Raw genomic sequence first — 15,040 nt, 5'->3', positions numbered from 1 at the left:
CGGCGCTGCCTTCGCCGGCGCTGCCTTCGCCGGCGCTGCCTTCGCCGGCGCTGCCATCGCCCGTGCTGCCATCGCCCGCGCTGCCTTCGCCCGCGCTGCCTTCGCCCGCGCTGCCTTCGCCCGCGCTGCCTTCGCCCGCGCTGCCTTCGCCCGCGCTGCCATCGCCCGCGCTGCCATCGCCCGCGCTGCCTTCGCCCGCGCTGCCTTCGTCATCTGCGGTGCTTTTGTCCTCTGCGGTGCCTTCGCAATTGTCGGCGTCGGGACCGGGCGTTCTACCGCCGCCCACCCGGCTGTCGGAGCTGGTCGGCCTGCGGTCGCCTGTGGTTCTGCCGGCGCCGAGTGCGGTGGCGCGCGCGAGTGCTCTGCGGGTTCGATGCCGAGTGCCCGGATCCGAGTGCTCTGTGTCGCCGGTGGGCGTTGTGCTGCGGCCGATTGCCGTATTGAGGCTGGCTGCGGCGTTGTGGACAGTCGCTGTTCGAGACTTGTGCGTAGCGTTCCGGCCCGGATCTTTCGTGTCGCGGCCGGCCGCACGGGCGCGGCGGGTGGCTGTGGGGGTTCCGTGTGGGGCGGGTGCTTCTGCGACTGCCGTCGCCCGGCAGCGAGTGGCCCTGTGGTTCGGTGCGGTGAAATCGAGGGTCGGGCCGGTGGATCGGACGCCTCTACGGGGGGACTCCGTGTGGGGGTCTTGTGGGGAGGCGGTATGCAGGTCACGTGACAGACGGATCTTCGATCGGGCGGGCTGGGCAGCGGATGGCTGTCGCAACCCTTGCCTCTCGGGTGGCGGGGTTTCTGCGGATTCTGGTGCTTGCCGCGGCTCTCGGGCTCGGCAGCCGGTTGCTCGACACCTACAACGTGGCCAACACGCTGCCGAACGCTGTCTACGAGCTCGTTGTCGGCGGCACGATGGCCAGCATCGTGGTGCCGCTGCTGACCCGGGCCGCGCTGGACGAACCCGATGGTGGGGTGCTCTACGCCCAGCGGCTGCTCTCGCTGATCGTGTATGTGCTCGGGGCGGTCACCGTTCTCGCGATCGTCGTGGCGCCGTGGCTGATCGACCTCTATGCGCCGGGGTTCACCGCCGAGCAGCGCGAGCTGGCGATCGTGTTCAGCCGGTTCTTCCTGCCGCAGATCCTGTTCTACGGTCTCAGCGCTACGACCAGCGCGATCCTCAACACCCGGGGGCGGTTCGCGGCGGGGGCCTGGGCGCCACTCTGCAACAGCGTCATCGTGATCGCGGTCGGTCTGACCTACCTGGCCGTGGCGGGGAGCACGGTGGCGGGTGGTTCGGCTCCGGGCGGTCCGGCTTCGGCGGGTCCGCCAGCGGAGGGAGGTGGGACCGGGCTGAGCACGGGGCACCTCCTGCTGCTCGGGCTCGGTACCACTGCCGGTGTGGTCGCCCAGACGGTTCTCGTGTTGTGGGCCCTTTCCCGCAGTGGGTTTCCGGTGCGGCTGCGGCTCGATCCCCGGGGGATAGGTATCCGGCGGATCGGGAAGCTCGGCGTGTGGGTGCTGCTCGCCGTCGTCGCGTCACAGACGCTCACCGCGGCGGCGACCCGGGCCGCGTCCTGGGCCGGGCCGGGCGGGGTCACCGCTTACCAGAATGCGAGCGCTGTCTATCTCGTACCGTATGCGGTCATTGCTGTCTCCGTGATGACCGCGATCCTGCCGCGCCTGAGTCAGTACGCGGCGCGCGGCGAACGTCAGCGGGTGACCACCGGGTTGTCGCGGGCGGTGCGTACCGCGCTCGTCGTGATGGCCCCGATCGCCGCCGCGTTTCTCCTGCTCGGGCCGCATATCGCGACCGTTCTGTTCGCGCACGGGAACAGCAGCGCGGCGACAGTGCGGGTGCTGGGGCTGGTGCTGGCCGGGTTCGGGCTCACGCTGGTGCCGTTCACCAGCTACATGATTCTCCAGCGTGGGCTGTACGCGCTGCAGGACACCAGGACGTCCGCCCTGATCACGGCGCTCGTTGCGGCTGTCGGGGTGGCCGGGTGCGCCGCGGCGGGATTTCTGTTGCCGGGGGAGGAGATCGTGATCGGTATTCCGGTGGCCTATGCGCTCGCCTACACCGTCGGGCTGAACGTGACCGCTCTGGTGCTGCGCCGGCGTCTCGGCTACCTCGATGGCCGGCGCCTCCTCCGGACCCATGTGCGGGTGCTCGTGGCGACGGCGGCCGGCGCCGGTTGCGCCGGCCTCGTCGTCTGGGCCGTCAACGCGACGACCTGGGCCGGCGCGTTTCTCACCGTGACCGGCGCGGTGCTGGCGGGCGCCGTCGGCTATCTCGCCGCCGGTCGCCTGATGCGCCTGGCCGAGCTGCGGCACCTGCTGAACCTGGCCCTGCCCGGCCTACGGACCTGGTAACCGGACCTGGGAACCGGATGTGGTTACCGGACCTGGGACCGGATGTGGTTACCGGACCTGGGACCGGATGTGGTGACCGGACCTGGGACCGGCTGTGGTGACCGGACCTGGGACCGGATGTGGTGACCGGACCTGGAACCGGACTTGGTGACCAGACCTGGAACCGGATTTGGTGACCGGGCCTGGAAACCGGATGTGGTGACCGGACCTGGTAAACGGATCGGTAACCAGATTTGTTGAACAGGCCTGGGAACCGGATTTGGTGACCGGGCCTGGAAACCGGACCTTATACCTGGAGGCGGCTTCCGCTGGGTGCGCCGTCACTGCTGGTCGGCGGCGATCGCTGGGCGAGCGTTCGCCGCGGGCCGTGTCGGCGCTGCTGAGTGACGGCTACGCAGGAGGCGTGGCAGTCACCCGATGTGCCGCGACATCAAGGGCGCGTAGCGGCTGCGGAGTGAGCGGCCGCGGAGTGAGCGGCTGCGGAATGGGCAGGCGCCGAATGGGCGGCGGGTGCGGAATGTGCGGTGGACCCCGAGCGTGTGGGGGATGCGGATGGTGTGGGAGACGCGGTGGGGGCCTTGGTCGACGCCGCCTTGGACGGGGTGCGCACGGTGAAGGTCGGGCAGTGAGCCGCGCCGTCGTCAGGCGTGGTCATCTTCAGCTTGTCCAGGGTCTTCACCGAGGCTTTGGTGATCGCCCGGACGCTTGCCTCCTGCTGGAAGCCCTGCAGGTTGCTGCTGTACTTGCCGTCACCGGTGGGGTAAAGCACCAACTGCACCCCGTCGATGTAGGCGCACGCCTTCTCGTTCTCGCCCCAGCCCATGATGTGGTGGCCGCGGTAGGTCTCGAAGAAACCGGGCTTGGCGGCGCGCGCGGGAGGCAAAGTGGGCGCGGTCGGCGAGGCCGGCACAGTCGGAGCACCGGCACCGGCACCGGCACCGGCACCGGCACCGGCACCAGGAGCACCGGCACCAGGAGCACCGGCACCAGGAGCACCAGCACCAGGAGCACCGTGCGCGGCAGCCGCGCCGGCAGCGCCCGGAGTGCCCGGCGCGGTGGCGGCGCCGGGAGCGGCAACGTGGGCGCCAGAAGCACGGTGGGCGCCAGGCGCGGCGGCAGCGGCTGAGGCGGCTGGGACCGGGTCCACGTCGGGGCCCGTTGACGCGTAGACAGTGCCCGCGGTGGTCGCCGCCGTCACCGCCGCGGCGAGAAGCGTCGCGGCCCGCACAGCGTATCCCCGCCGGTTGGACCGTCGTTTGCCGTGGTGCATGGAATTCATTTTCGGACCACTTTCATCGACGTTGCAGAAAATATGGCGCCCGTACGCCTGGATCAACGATTAACGGGACGGGCCGGACCACTGCCGCAGCATCTTTTTAGTCCTTTCGGTGACAACGGCGACACGATTTCTCCCGCGCGCGAGTTGACGACCACAGCGACAGCGCCATAAATCGTATGGCCATTCGAGGATGAGGATTTCTGTATGGCGAACACGAACCGTCGTGACGTCCTGCGCTACGGCGCGGCCGGAGCGGTCACCGCGGCCACCGCCGTGGTCGCCGGCCAGGAACTGGCCAGCGCTGACCCTCCACCGGGCGCGGGCGGCGGAAAGAACCCCCTGGACCCGCGGAACCCCCTGGACCTCAAGAACCCGCTGGACCCTCGTGACTTCGACGAGCTGTTCAAGGGCAAGAAGATCCGCGGCCTGCACAACCTCCGCGGCCGCAACGAGCTGATGATCAACAACCGGCGGCTCGCGCTCACCGAGATCAGCACCCTGTTCGTCCCGGCCGACGGGTCGCCGCCGTATGTCGGGGTGGGCTGGATCAGCGCCCTGAACCACTACGACCCGGTGGAGATCGACTCCAGCCGCAACCGTGAGGGCCTGCGCAAACTGGCCCGCAAGGTCGTCGACATCCTGGGCGACTGCGAGCTCGCCGACGCGGCCGCGCAAGAGCACGGCCACTGACGATCTTTCCTGTGAGAGGCGACTGAAGACCATGGCAGTACGCAAGAACATCACCGCGATGACCGTCGCGGAGAAGACCGCTTTCATCAACGCGATGCGCCAGCTGAAGACCACCTCGGTGAACGGGCGGAACTACAACTGGTACATCGACCAGCACGTCCTCTTCTTCTCCCGCACCTCGGACAACATCAGTCACGCGCACCAGTCGCCGTCGTTCTTCCCGTGGCACCGCGAGTACCTTCGCCTGCTGGAGATCGACCTGCAGACGGTCAGCGGGAACCCGAACGTCTTCATCCCGTACTGGGACTGGACCGGCAACGCCGGCCCGTTCACCGCCGACTTCCTCGGCGCGATCACCAACGGCAGCGTCTCCAGCGGTAATTTCAGCCCGTCCTGGGGGTGGTCGCTGTACCGCAGCAGCATCCAGACGAACTTCCTCCAGCGGCGGGTCGGCCAGAACGCGAGCCGGCCCACCGCCGGGACGGTCAGCAACGTCCAGAGCTACCAGGTGTACGACCAGTCGCCCTGGAACTCGACGGTCTCCAACAGCTACCGCAACCGCAACGAGATCGAGCTGCACAACCGGGTGCACAACTACGTCGGCGGGCACATGGCCACCCGTGAGGCACCGAACGACCCCGCGTTCTGGCTGCACCACTGCAACATCGACCGCCTGTGGTGGCTGTGGCAGAACAACCGTGGCATCGACACCTATCAGCCGCGGACCGGCTTCACGTCCGGCGTGATCGACAACAACGAGACGATGCGGCCGTTCGCCAGCGGACGTACACCGTCCGCTGTCCGCGACATCAACTCCCTGGGCTACAGCTACGCCTGACGCTCAGGCCACTGCCCGGCGGCGGCGCGCGAAGCCGCCCCCGGCAGCGGCCTCGGTGATCGACGGCGTCCGGTTCACCGTGCGCCGCTTCAGGCCCGGGTGCCGGGTCTCCCAGGCCGCCCGGACCCGGGACGGCAGGTGCAGGTCACGCCACACGCGGCGCAGCATGGCCGGGTTGATCAGATCCTCCACCTCACCGCAGTTCGCGGCCTCGCAGAGGACCTGCTCGTAGGCGGTCCGCAACTGGGCGGGGTCCTCGAGCTCGTACTGCCTGCGGCTGGCGTGCCCACAGGCCATGTGGTGCGGCACTTCGAGCACACCGACGCTGTGTCCGTGCAGGTCGTCGATCCGGTCAGGGACGGCGGGGGCCCGGGTGGCGGCGCTGCGGTTCTTGCGGCCGTCACGGGCGGCGACGTACGACATGCCCCTCAGGCTAGGCCCGCCGGGGTGCCGGAGTGGCCGGATACGAAATCGGTGGCGGCGCCGTGACAGCCGTGCCAGGGTGGTGCCCAGTAGAGCGCCATGAGACAGCGCCCACGAGACAGAGCCCACGAGATGAGGGAGAGACCGATGCGAGCAGCTTCCACGCTCCGGACCCCGACCCGTCCTACCGTGGAGTTCTGCTTTGGCATTGTCGAAAGCACTGTTGAACCTCGGGATCGTCGCCCATGTTGACGCCGGCAAGACCAGCCTGACCGAGCGTCTCCTGTTCGAGGCCGGGGCCGTGTCGCGCCCCGGAAGCGTCGACGACGGCACCACCCGCACCGACTCGATGGAGCTCGAACGGCAGCGCGGCATCACCATCCGCGCCGCCGTCACCTCGATCAGCCTCGGCGACCTGACCGTCAACCTGCTCGACACCCCCGGCCACCCGGATTTCATCGCCGAGGTCGAGCGGTCGCTGGCCGTCCTCGACGCGGCCGTCCTCGTGGTGTCCGCCGTGGAGGGTGTCCAGCCGCAGACCGTCGCCATCTGGCGGGCGCTGCGCCGCATCGGCGTGCCCACGCTTTTCTTCATCAACAAGGTGGACCGGCGCGGAGCCGATGTGGACCGGGTGACCGGCCTGATCCGCCGCCGGCTGGCCACCGCACCGGTGTCCCTCACCGAGGTCGAGGACCAGGGCAACCCCATCGCGACGGTACGGGCGAAGCGTCTCGATGCCGAGCCGGTCGTGTCCGGGGTGGCCGAGGCCGACGACCGGATCGCGGAGAAGTGGCTGGCCGGCGAGCCGGTCCGGGTCGGTGACGTGCGCCGGGCCATCCGGCGGGCGGTCCGCGGCGGCCGGCTCAGCCCGGTCGTGTGCGGTTCGGCGATCACCGGTGCCGGGGTGCCCGAGTTGCGTCACATCCTGTCCGGCCTGCTGCCGCGCAGCGAGGAACGGGACGACGGTCCACTGGCCGGCACGGTGTTCGCCGTGGACCGCGACGACCACGGCCGGCGGGTCTGGGTGCGTCTGTGGTCGGGGCGGCTGAGTGTCCGGGACCGGGTGGACCTCGGCGGGGCCCGGCCGCAGACCGTCACCCAGATCGCGGTCAGCGAACCGGACGGTGTCCTGGTGCGCCGTTCGGCGGCGGCCGGGCAGATCGTCGCCGTGCGCGGCCTGTCCGCCCGGATCGGCCAGCACGTCGGGGAACCACCCCGGCGGCGGCTCTACCGGTTCCCGCCACCGACCCGGCAGGCCCTGGTCGAACCGGTCGACCCGGCCCGGCGGCTGGCCCTGTTCGCCGGTTTGACCGAGCTCGCCGACGAGGACCCGCTGGTCGACCTGCGGCTCGACGAGCAGCAGGAACAGGCGGTGATCAGGTTGCACGGCGAGGTGCAGAAGGAGGTCATCGCGGCCCTGCTGCACGATCGGTACGGGGTGGCGGTGCGGTTCTCCGGCACGCTGACCGCCTGCATCGAACGGGTGTCCGGTTCCGGCTCGGCGCAGGACCGGATCCGGGAGCGCGGGAACCCGTACCTCGCCGGGATCGGGTTGCGGATCGACGCGGCCCCGGCTGGGCACGGCATCGAGTTCCGGCCCGGTATCGAGCCCGGCCGGCTGCCCCCGGCGTTCGTCGCCGCCACCGAGGAGGGGGTTCGGGCCGCACTCCGGCAGGGCCTGTCCGGCTGGCCGGTCACCGACTGTGTGGTGACCATGACGTCGTCGCAGTACTGCCCGCGGCAGAGCCGGCCGCACCAGAAGTTCGACAAGTCGATCTCCAGTGTGGCCGGCGACTTCCGGCACCTGGCGCCGGTCGTGGTGGCCGAGGCGCTGCGGACCGCCCGGACCCGGGTGTGTCATCCGGTGGAACGGTTCGACGTGAACCTGCCGCACCAGGTGGCCGACGTGGTGACGGCGCTGCTCGGCCGGGCCGGGGCGGTCATCCGGGACACCGCGACGGCCGGCGGATACCTCGAGGTGAGTGGTGTCCTGCCGTCGTCGCGGGTGCCGCAGGTGGTGGCGGCCCTGCCCGATCTCACCGGTGGCGAGGCGGTGCTGACCGCCCGGTTCGACCACTACGCGCCGGTCACCGGGGAGGACCCGCCGGTGATGCGGCGGCGCGGCCCCGACCCGGCCGACCGCACCGGGTGGTTCCGCGCCGTACCGCGTTAGGAGGTTTCGAAGGCGCCGACGTCCGGCGCTGATCCGGTGTACGGCAGGCCCACGTTCACACCCTTGTCGATCAGGGTGCTGGTGGTGGCCAGGTGCAGCGAGGTCAGCGCCGGCAGGCTGCCGTCGGACTGGCGGGAGACGTTCCAGCCGGTCGTCGACACGCTCTGGAACTGACTGTCGGACATCGTCACGCCGAGGTTCCACGAGTTGTTCGACGCGGTGGTGCCGCTCAGGTTGGCGGTGAGCGTGCCGCCGTACGCGATGTTGTTGCGCAGTGTCCCGAGCCCGACCGCGGCACCGCTGGAGTTGATGCCGAGCATGTTGAAGCCGATGCCGTTGCTGTACGCGGTGTTGTTGACGTAGTCATTGGCGACCGGGTGGTGGTTGCTGTAGAAGCCCGGCCCCCGGTTGAGGAACGCCACCGAGGTCCGCACCGTGTGCTTGACCCCGTTGGACACGTAGACGCCGCCGTACCCGCCGGCCTTGAAACCGGCGCCGTTGCCGGCCGCCGTGGTGGTCTGCGGCAGGTAGCCGTTGCGCCAGGCCCACGAGTTCTCGATCGTCACCGACGAGTACGCGTTGATCAGGTCGAACCCGTCGTCGGTGTTCCACCAGGCCCGGCAGCCACGGAACACGTTCCCGGCCCGGCCGGCCCCGATGTGCGCCCCGAACCCGTCGGCGTTCTCACCGGCCCCGTTGGAGCTGTACGGGTCGTAGTTGTCGTGCGAGTCGGAGTTGAGCACCAGGTTGTTGCTGCCGCTGGCGATGAACACGCCCGGGCCCATGATGTGGTGGGTGTTCAGTTTCTCGAACGTGTTGGCGCTGCCCGAGATCCACACACCCCACGACTCGTGGTTGAGGCTGTTGTTCTGCGGCACGCCCTTGATCTCGAAACCGCGCAGGTGCAGGTAGCTGCCGGTCACGTCGAAGCCCTTGATCCGGCAGTTGCTGGTCATGCCGGTGAAGTCGAAGAGGACCTTCTCGCCGGGGTAGTTCCAGTAGTTGATCGGGCTGCCCGAGGTGCCGCTCTTGTTCAGCGTGATCGCGTCCACCACCGAGGTCTGGCTGGCGCAGCTCGTGGTGGCGGTGGTGTAGGCGTAGGTGCCGGCGCGCAGGTAGACGGTGTCGCCGGCGGTGGCGGCGGTCTGCGCGCGGGCGATCGATCTGAACGGGGCGGCCTGGCTGCCGGCCGCGGTGTCACTGCCGGTGGGGGAGACGTACCAGACGCTGCCGGCGGCCCAGCTGGTGGCGGCGAGACCACCGGCGGCAGCGACGGGGATCACTGCCAGCAGGGCGATCATCAGGACTCTTCGTGCTCTCACGGGGATGCTCACCTTCGGGGGGAGGGGCAGGGGTCAGACGGCGGAGGGGCCGTGGTTGGCGTACTCCCACAGACGGTTGTGATTCACGTCGGAAAGGTTGCGTCCGATTTCGATCGGGGCGGAGAACGGGCGGGCCGTGGTGGCCGCCGGAGCCCACGGTGCGACGGTGTCGAAACCGGCGCCGAGGTGGCTGTCGCGGATCACCAGCTGCCCGTTGGGGGTGATGCCGGGGAGGTAGCCGGTGGCGCTCGCGCCCTGGTCCCAGGCCCGGCCGAGGCGTCCGGTGGGTGCGGCCAGGTAACCGTCGTCGGCCACGATCCGCGAGTGGGTGACCAGGAAGCCGTACGGGTATCCGGGGTGGGTGTTGGGGGCGAAGATCACACCGCCGGACGCCTTGCGGGTGGAGACGAGACGGAACGTGCAGTGGGTGAAGACGGCGGCGGCCCGGCCGAAGACGAAGTCGGTGTCGCCCTCGACGTAGGTGTCGCGCACCGACACCCGGGCGATCCGGTTGACGTCGTCGGCGTTGGTGAGCAGGGTGTCCTGGCGGCTGATCAGCCGCAGGCCCTCCAGCTGGGTACGGTCGGCGTCGGTCCGTAGAGCGAGGGCCTGGTGGGTGCCCCGGTCCACGGTGTCCAGCAGGGTGTTGGTGATCGTCAGGTTCTTCAGCTGCAGGTCGGTGCTCTGTGCCCAGACGACGGTGGCGCACAGCCCGGCCGTGGCGCTGGTCTTCGTCGCGCACGACTGGTACATCGGCCAGGCCGGGTCGCCCTCGGCGTAGCGCCCGTCGGGGTTGACCTGGGCGGCCCACTGCGCCGGGGTGACCGTCGCGTCGATGGTGAACTCGAGCCGGACGTCCTCGGCGCGGCCGGTGCCGTAGACGGTGAGCGGGGGAGAGCCGGCCGGGATGAACACGGTGCCGGTGTACGTGCCGGGCCGCACCGCGATCCACCGCCGCCCGGTGCCGCCGGCCCGGTAGGCGGCGTCGACCGCGTCCTGGACCGTCGGATAGCCGTGCGGCCCGACCACCAGGTCGGGCCGGCGCGGGGTGTGGACCGGCCCGGGCCGCCAGGGGTCGGCGACCGGGGCGGCGTAGGTGCCGGAGAAGCCGAGATGGTTCTCCGGCACGAACGGCGACACTTCGGCCGCCGACAGGACGGGACGGCTCGTGGTGCCCGGTGGGACCTGCTGCTGGCCGGGTGCGCCGGCCGTCGGCAGGGCCAGTGCCAGTGCCGTGACCACTGAAACGATGTGCATCGTCAACCTCCAGGAATGCGCTTTCCTGGGAGAGCTTACTGTGATGCACGTCGATGTGAGGTCACTCGGTGATCGTGAAGGTCACCTCGGTCTCGTAGAGGCCGTTGTCGCTCGTCTCGCAGAACATGCCCTCGGGGACGAAGCAGTGGTAGGTGTTGTCCTCCTCGTACGGGTTCGACCAGTAGATGACGACCTTCCCGCCGCCCACGGTGTACTTCACGCCGCCCGAGGTGCCGCCCTGGTCGACATTCGCCGCGCTCCTGAGCCAGTCCGATGATTTCGACGGGATGGTTTGGTTCGGGCTGATCTCTGATTCGCCCTCGGTGACTTCATATGAATAGAGTTCGAACGACTGCGAGGTCTGATTGTCGATGGTCACCTTGGCGGTGAATTTGCGGGGATCGGCGTGTGCCGGTGCGGCCAGTCCGGCCGCCATCGTGCCCGTGGCCAGGACGGCAGCAGCCGCGGCGTGCAGGGATACGAAACGCGTGCGCGCGAGGTCCATGACGATTCTCCTTGGTTCCGTACGATTAGTTCGACAATTTCAGGGCGATCCCTGAATGCGGAACCAATCATTACGGCCGGAAAATCGGCGCGTTAGTGGAATGCGTGCCAGTGGTACGAACGGACGAGGCTGCGGATCGTTCGGCCCCTTTTCCGGCAAGCGGTGGGAGTCAGGAGGCGTAGCGGCGCTCGGCCCGCGCCCGCGCCTTCGCCGCCTCCACCTCGCGGTCCCGCGGCGGGGCACTGGTGACCAGGGCGGCCAGGAGCTCCGCGGTGGCCGCCTGCACCGCGGCGACGGCCTGGTCGAAGGCGGCCTGATTGGCCTGCGACGGGCGGGCCGTCCCGGCGATCTTCCGTACGTACTGCAGCGCGGCCGCGTGCACCTCGTCCGGCGTGGCCGGCGGCTCGAAGTTGTGCAACTGGTGGATGCTCCGGCACATGGTCCGATCCTCTCGGTGACGCCTCGCGGACCCACCCACACTAGGCCTTCCTGTGCCGGAATCCCGGATCCGGTGGATCAACCCGTGACATACTCGCCTTTCGCTCGAAATGCCGCGTTGCTGGGAAGACCGGAGTGGGCATGCGGTTGCGGACGGCTTTGTCGGCGGGTGCCGCCGTCGCGCTGGTGGTTCAGTGCGTCCATCCGCTGTTGCCGGCGAACGGCAGCTACGCACTCTCCGACGTGGTCGTCGCGGCTGCGAGCGGCTACGCGGCGTACTTCTACCGGCGCCGGATGCACGACGACGGCAACACGCGGCGGGTCCGGCGGGCGTTCGGCTGCGGGGCCGTCGCCTGTGCCATCTGGTCGTTAAGCAACGTGCTGCTCCTGCTCTCGGTGACCGTGCTGCCGTTGGTGGCGCAGGCCGGCAGCCTCCTGTCGACGATCGCGGCGGGGTTCGTACCGGTCGCCCTGGTTCTCGCCTCACCTCGCCTGCGCGGTATCGCGGCAGGCCGCCGGGCCCTCGACGTGGCCGCGGTCTTCGGGGCGATCTTCGCACTGGCCTGGACGTTCGTGTTCGCGAACACCGGCAGCCGGGGCGGCGACTGGACCAACATGGTCGTGCTGGTCGGCCTGCTGGTGTTCTCGGCGGCACTGGCACTGGTGACCCTCTCCGGCGCCGAGCCCGGTCGCGGCGCCACCGCCCAGCAGATGCTGGCGGCGGCCGCGCTGACCCAGGCGCTGACCTTGATCGGCGGCCTCCGCAACGCGCTCGACGGTGCCGCCTGGTATGCCAACGGGGTCGGTGCCGGATTCGTGCTGGCGGCCTGGGTGATGGCGGTCTCCAGCCGGCTGGCGGCGTCCCGCCCGGGCGACGGCGGGCTGGACACGCTGGTCTTCCGCGCCTGGGCGTTGCTGCCGTACGCGCCGGTGGTCTGTGCGGTGGCGGTGGGCGGCGCGCTCCAGGCACACGCCGGGCACCTCGACCCGGTGCTGGTGTGGACCCTGCTGGCCACGTTCTCCCTGGTGCTGCTGCGCCAGTTCATGACCCTGATCACGATCGGCCGGATGGCCGTGGTGCTGGAGGAGCAGAAGGACGCGCTCGAGCACCAGGCGCACCACGACGGGCTGACCGGGCTGCTCAACCGGGCCGCGTTCGAGGAGCGGGCCGGCGGGGTGCTGGCCGGCGGCGACGGCCACGTCACCGCGATGATCCTCGACCTGGACGGGTTCAAGCCGGTCAACGACACCTTCGGCCACGCGGCGGGCGACGACGTGCTGATCGTGGTGGCCCGCCGCCTCACCGCCGAACTGCGTGCCGGCGACCTGGTCAGCCGGATCGGCGGTGACGAGTTCGCGATCCTGCTCGTCGACGCGGCGGAGCAGAACGGAGAGGAGGTGGCCCGGCGCCTGCTGGACCGGATCTCCGAACCGATCCGGGTGCACGGCCACGCCGTCGCGATCGGCGGCAGCATCGGCCTGGCCACCGCCCGGGCCGGCGAAGGCGGGTCACTCGCCGGCCTGCTGCGGCACGCCGACACCGCGATGTACGCCGCCAAGGCCGCCGGCAAGGGCACGGTGCGCCGCCACGAGCCCGACACCTGGCCCGCGTCCGCCTAACTTGCGGTGGTCTCCGCGATGTCGAGGGGCTTGGCGGTGAGCACGTCGGAGCTGACGTAGGCGAGGTCGAGGGTGACGTCGGTGAACCAGAGCACCGGCAGGGTCAGCGGCGGTGGCTGCTCCGGGGTGAAGGTGACCGGGATCAGGCCGAACAGCTTGCCCTTGAAGGTGGGGCTGTAGAACTCCACGTTGCCGTCCAGGATCAGCTCGCCGCTCTCGATGACCGTGACCGCGTCGCCCGGCTCGTCGATGGTCAGCGTGAACGGCTTGTTCACCACCTTGTCCATGGTGAACTTCAGCGACCGGATGGGCCCGTTCCCGGTGGGCACCTCGGCGACCCCGTCGTACGACGAGTTGTACATGGTGATCGAGGCGGCCTTGACCACGCCCGGCTTCGCACCGGCCAGCGGGAGGCCCCCGTCGTCGGCCAGAACGTTCATCTGCCGGGCCCCGAGGCAGGGGATCTCCTCCGGCCTGGCGCTCGCGCTCGCGGAGGCGGACGGCGCGGCGGAGGCGGTCACCGACGGGCTGCCGGTGGGCGCGGCCGTCGTCGGCGCGGGGGTGGGGCTCCCGGTCCCGGCCGAGGGGGAGGGCGTCGCCTCCTCCTCTTCTTCCTGGCCGCCGATGCCGATCAGGTCGCCGACGCCCTCCCAGAAGTCGGTGATGCCGTCCAGGATCGGGTTCCCGCTGCCGTCCCCGGTCGGTGACGGCGACGCGGACGCGCTGGGAGTGGTGCCGGCGGTGGGCGTGGCCGTCTTCGTCGGCTTCGCGGTCGTCGTCACCGACGGCTTGGGCTTGACCTTCGCCACGGTGGCGCTCGGGCTGGCCTTGCGCGACGGCAGGCCCTCCGGGCAGTCGGCGGCCTGCGCGGGCCGGTTGCCGGCCACCATCACGCTCGTGGCCAGCAGCAGCGGCGTGACGATGAGCAGGGCCTTGCGGTGCGTGTCCCGCGGCGCGGGCGGCTCCTCGCCGACGACCGGGTCGATCTCCTGGGTGGGGCGCTCCTCGTGCACCGGCGTGGGCCGGGGCGGGCCCCAGGCGACGACCAGCGCGCCACCGACGATGCCGAGCAGCATCCCGGCGATCCAGCCGCCCAGGTTGAGGCCGATGAACGAGTACAGCGCGGTGATGATGCCGATCACGCCGTAGAACAGGCGTTGCGCCGGGGAGAACCAGGTCAGTGCGCCGGCGGCGATCATCATGACCGGCAGGAGGTACGAGTAGAAGCCCTGCGGCCCGATATGGATCTTGATGTTGTCCAGTTCCATGTTCGCGCTGCCGAACATCTCCAGCCCGGACAGCACCAGGAAGAGCCCGCCCCAGAACGGCCGGACGCGCCGCCACCGCCGGAACCTGTCCCAGATGTTCTCCGTCGCCACGCCGAGCCTCACGCCGAGCCCTCCCAGTCACCCGCAGAACGACGGGCTCGCGGGGAACGCCCCGCGAGCCCGGTTGATCGATGTCAGTCCTCGTCGTAGTAGCACTCGTGCGAGCCGCCGATGTGCAACTTGAGGTTCATGCCGTTGAGGGTGAACGTGGAGGCGGAGGTGTAGTACGCCTCCTGCCGCAGCCCGTTGATGGTGACCTTCCGGGCCTGCTGGCCGAAGGAGAGCGGCGCTCCGTGGCTGTCGGCGCCGTCCCGGTTGAGGGTGGAGCCGTCCAGGCCGATCTGGATGTCCTCGAAGGTGGCGTCGCCGCCGAGGGTGGACATGCCGATCAGCAGGTTCTCCGCGTGCACCGGGTGCTCGGGATCGCCGCCCGCCTCGATACGCAGGGTCACCGGGCCGACGGCGACCGACTGGCAGAGACCCCACAGGTCGGCGTTGTTGATGCCGGACATCGCCGCCGGGATCCGGCCGCCGGGGTAGTTCTCCGTGTCGTTGGTCTGCAGCTCGCCGCTGTACTGGGTGAAGCCGTTGCCCACCAGCTTGTCGGCGGACAGCTTGAACTGCTTGCCGGAAACGGTGAAGTTCGCTGCCAGGGCGCCCTCGGCGAGCGCCAGCACCAGGCCACCCGCGACCAGCGTCGGCACGCCCACCGCCACGGCGAACCGGCGCCAGTTGGTGCGCCCGTACGCCGGAGCGCTTTGCGCATCCTCCACGGAACCTCCTCATGGATCCTTGGACCGGCGACT

14 protein-coding genes are annotated in these 15,040 nt (G+C 70.0%); 5 read left to right on the top strand and 9 right to left on the bottom strand.

Going from position 1 to position 15,040, the window contains the following annotated elements; all coding sequences use genetic code 11:
- The coding region (locus ACFO0C_RS47990) for a hypothetical protein (protein ID WP_378073595.1) at nt 1-286 on the bottom strand (286 nt) is incomplete at its 3' end.
- 464 nt (nt 287-750) lie between these two features.
- Between ACFO0C_RS47990 and murJ the strand changes: the two genes are divergently transcribed.
- On the top strand, nt 751-2,361 hold the full coding sequence (gene murJ, locus ACFO0C_RS47985; protein ID WP_378073594.1) for a murein biosynthesis integral membrane protein MurJ: 1,611 nt from the start codon (nt 751-753) through the stop codon (nt 2,359-2,361).
- Between the two features lie 430 nt (nt 2,362-2,791).
- Here the strand turns inward: murJ and ACFO0C_RS47980 are convergent, their stop codons facing one another.
- Nucleotides 2,792-3,631 (bottom strand): tyrosinase family oxidase copper chaperone, encoded by an 840-nt coding sequence (locus ACFO0C_RS47980; protein WP_378073597.1) that lies wholly within the window; start codon nt 3,629-3,631, stop codon nt 2,792-2,794.
- Between the two features lie 213 nt (nt 3,632-3,844).
- On the opposite strand from ACFO0C_RS47980, the gene ACFO0C_RS47975 reads away from it, so the two are divergent.
- Both ACFO0C_RS47975 and ACFO0C_RS47970 read left to right on the top strand, forming a co-directional pair.
- Nucleotides 3,845-4,330: a tyrosinase family oxidase copper chaperone gene (locus ACFO0C_RS47975; protein ID WP_378073593.1), complete on the top strand. Its 486-nt coding sequence runs from the start codon at nt 3,845-3,847 to the stop codon at nt 4,328-4,330.
- Nucleotides 4,331-4,361: 31 nt separating this feature from the next.
- Entirely contained in the window at nt 4,362-5,168 is an 807-nt protein-coding gene (locus ACFO0C_RS47970; RefSeq protein WP_378073592.1) for a tyrosinase family protein, read from the top strand.
- A gap of 3 nt (nt 5,169-5,171) precedes the next feature.
- On the opposite strand, the gene ACFO0C_RS47965 is transcribed toward ACFO0C_RS47970, so the two are convergent.
- Nucleotides 5,172-5,591, bottom strand: coding sequence for a hypothetical protein (locus ACFO0C_RS47965; RefSeq protein WP_378073591.1), 420 nt, complete (start codon nt 5,589-5,591; stop codon nt 5,172-5,174).
- 208 nt (nt 5,592-5,799) lie between these two features.
- Here ACFO0C_RS47965 and ACFO0C_RS47960 point away from each other — a divergent pair, with 208 nt between their 5' ends.
- Nucleotides 5,800-7,764: a GTP-binding protein gene (locus ACFO0C_RS47960; protein WP_378073590.1), complete on the top strand. Its 1,965-nt coding sequence runs from the start codon at nt 5,800-5,802 to the stop codon at nt 7,762-7,764.
- On the opposite strand, the gene ACFO0C_RS47955 is transcribed toward ACFO0C_RS47960, so the two are convergent.
- The 4 genes from ACFO0C_RS47955 to ACFO0C_RS47940 all read right to left on the bottom strand — a co-directional run bounded on the left by ACFO0C_RS47955 (nt 7,761) and on the right by ACFO0C_RS47940 (nt 11,287).
- A complete protein-coding gene (locus ACFO0C_RS47955; RefSeq protein ID WP_378073589.1) occupies nt 7,761-9,086 on the bottom strand; it encodes a right-handed parallel beta-helix repeat-containing protein in 1,326 nt (441 codons plus the stop codon). The two genes, ACFO0C_RS47960 and ACFO0C_RS47955, sit on opposite strands and share 4 nt — an antisense overlap.
- Before the next feature lie 33 nt (nt 9,087-9,119).
- Nucleotides 9,120-10,343, bottom strand: a complete 1,224-nt coding sequence (locus tag ACFO0C_RS47950; RefSeq protein WP_378073588.1) for a putative acyl-CoA thioester hydrolase — start codon at nt 10,341-10,343, stop codon at nt 9,120-9,122.
- Between the two features lie 61 nt (nt 10,344-10,404).
- Nucleotides 10,405-10,848, bottom strand: coding sequence for a hypothetical protein (locus ACFO0C_RS47945; protein WP_378073587.1), 444 nt, complete (start codon nt 10,846-10,848; stop codon nt 10,405-10,407).
- Nucleotides 10,849-11,017: 169 nt separating this feature from the next.
- On the bottom strand, nt 11,018-11,287 hold the full coding sequence (locus tag ACFO0C_RS47940; protein ID WP_378073586.1) for a DUF2277 domain-containing protein: 270 nt from the start codon (nt 11,285-11,287) through the stop codon (nt 11,018-11,020).
- Between the two features lie 140 nt (nt 11,288-11,427).
- Here ACFO0C_RS47940 and ACFO0C_RS47935 point away from each other — a divergent pair, with 140 nt between their 5' ends.
- Complete coding sequence (locus tag ACFO0C_RS47935) at nt 11,428-12,906, top strand: diguanylate cyclase domain-containing protein (RefSeq protein ID WP_378073585.1); 1,479 nt, start codon at nt 11,428-11,430, stop codon at nt 12,904-12,906.
- Here the strand turns inward: ACFO0C_RS47935 and ACFO0C_RS47930 are convergent.
- Together ACFO0C_RS47930 and ACFO0C_RS47925 are read right to left on the bottom strand one after the other, a co-directional pair.
- Nucleotides 12,903-14,297: a DUF6114 domain-containing protein gene (locus ACFO0C_RS47930; protein ID WP_378073584.1), complete on the bottom strand. Its 1,395-nt coding sequence runs from the start codon at nt 14,295-14,297 to the stop codon at nt 12,903-12,905. The genes ACFO0C_RS47935 and ACFO0C_RS47930 overlap by 4 nt on opposite strands.
- A 71-nt stretch (nt 14,298-14,368) precedes the next feature.
- Nucleotides 14,369-15,007 carry a DUF6230 family protein gene (locus tag ACFO0C_RS47925; protein WP_378073583.1) on the bottom strand — a complete coding sequence of 213 codons (639 nt, stop codon included), beginning with the start codon at nt 15,005-15,007 and terminating at the stop codon, nt 14,369-14,371.
- Nucleotides 15,008-15,040: the final 33 nt, after the last annotated feature.

This window comes from Actinoplanes subglobosus (genome assembly GCF_042650585.1).
GTDB classification, from domain to species: Bacteria; Actinomycetota; Actinomycetes; order Mycobacteriales; family Micromonosporaceae; genus Actinoplanes; species Actinoplanes subglobosus.
The sequence above is the reverse complement of the archived record's forward strand: the minus strand, read 5'-3'. Positions and strand labels throughout refer to the sequence as shown.

Bases quoted from the DNA above. Each gene is read 5' to 3' on its own strand.
- murJ (WP_378073594.1), top strand. From the start codon at position 751: ATGGCTGTCGCAACCCTTGCCTCTCGGGTGGCGGGGTTTCTGCGGATT.
- ACFO0C_RS47980 (WP_378073597.1), bottom strand. From the start codon at position 3,631: ATGCACCACGGCAAACGACGGTCCAACCGGCGGGGATACGCTGTGCGG.
- ACFO0C_RS47975 (WP_378073593.1), top strand. From the start codon at position 3,845: ATGGCGAACACGAACCGTCGTGACGTCCTGCGCTACGGCGCGGCCGGA.
- ACFO0C_RS47970 (WP_378073592.1), top strand. From the start codon at position 4,362: ATGGCAGTACGCAAGAACATCACCGCGATGACCGTCGCGGAGAAGACC.
- ACFO0C_RS47965 (WP_378073591.1), bottom strand. From the start codon at position 5,591: ATGTCGTACGTCGCCGCCCGTGACGGCCGCAAGAACCGCAGCGCCGCC.
- ACFO0C_RS47950 (WP_378073588.1), bottom strand. From the start codon at position 10,343: ATGCACATCGTTTCAGTGGTCACGGCACTGGCACTGGCCCTGCCGACG.
- ACFO0C_RS47945 (WP_378073587.1), bottom strand. From the start codon at position 10,848: ATGGACCTCGCGCGCACGCGTTTCGTATCCCTGCACGCCGCGGCTGCT.
- ACFO0C_RS47940 (WP_378073586.1), bottom strand. From the start codon at position 11,287: ATGTGCCGGAGCATCCACCAGTTGCACAACTTCGAGCCGCCGGCCACG.
- ACFO0C_RS47935 (WP_378073585.1), top strand. From the start codon at position 11,428: ATGCGGTTGCGGACGGCTTTGTCGGCGGGTGCCGCCGTCGCGCTGGTG.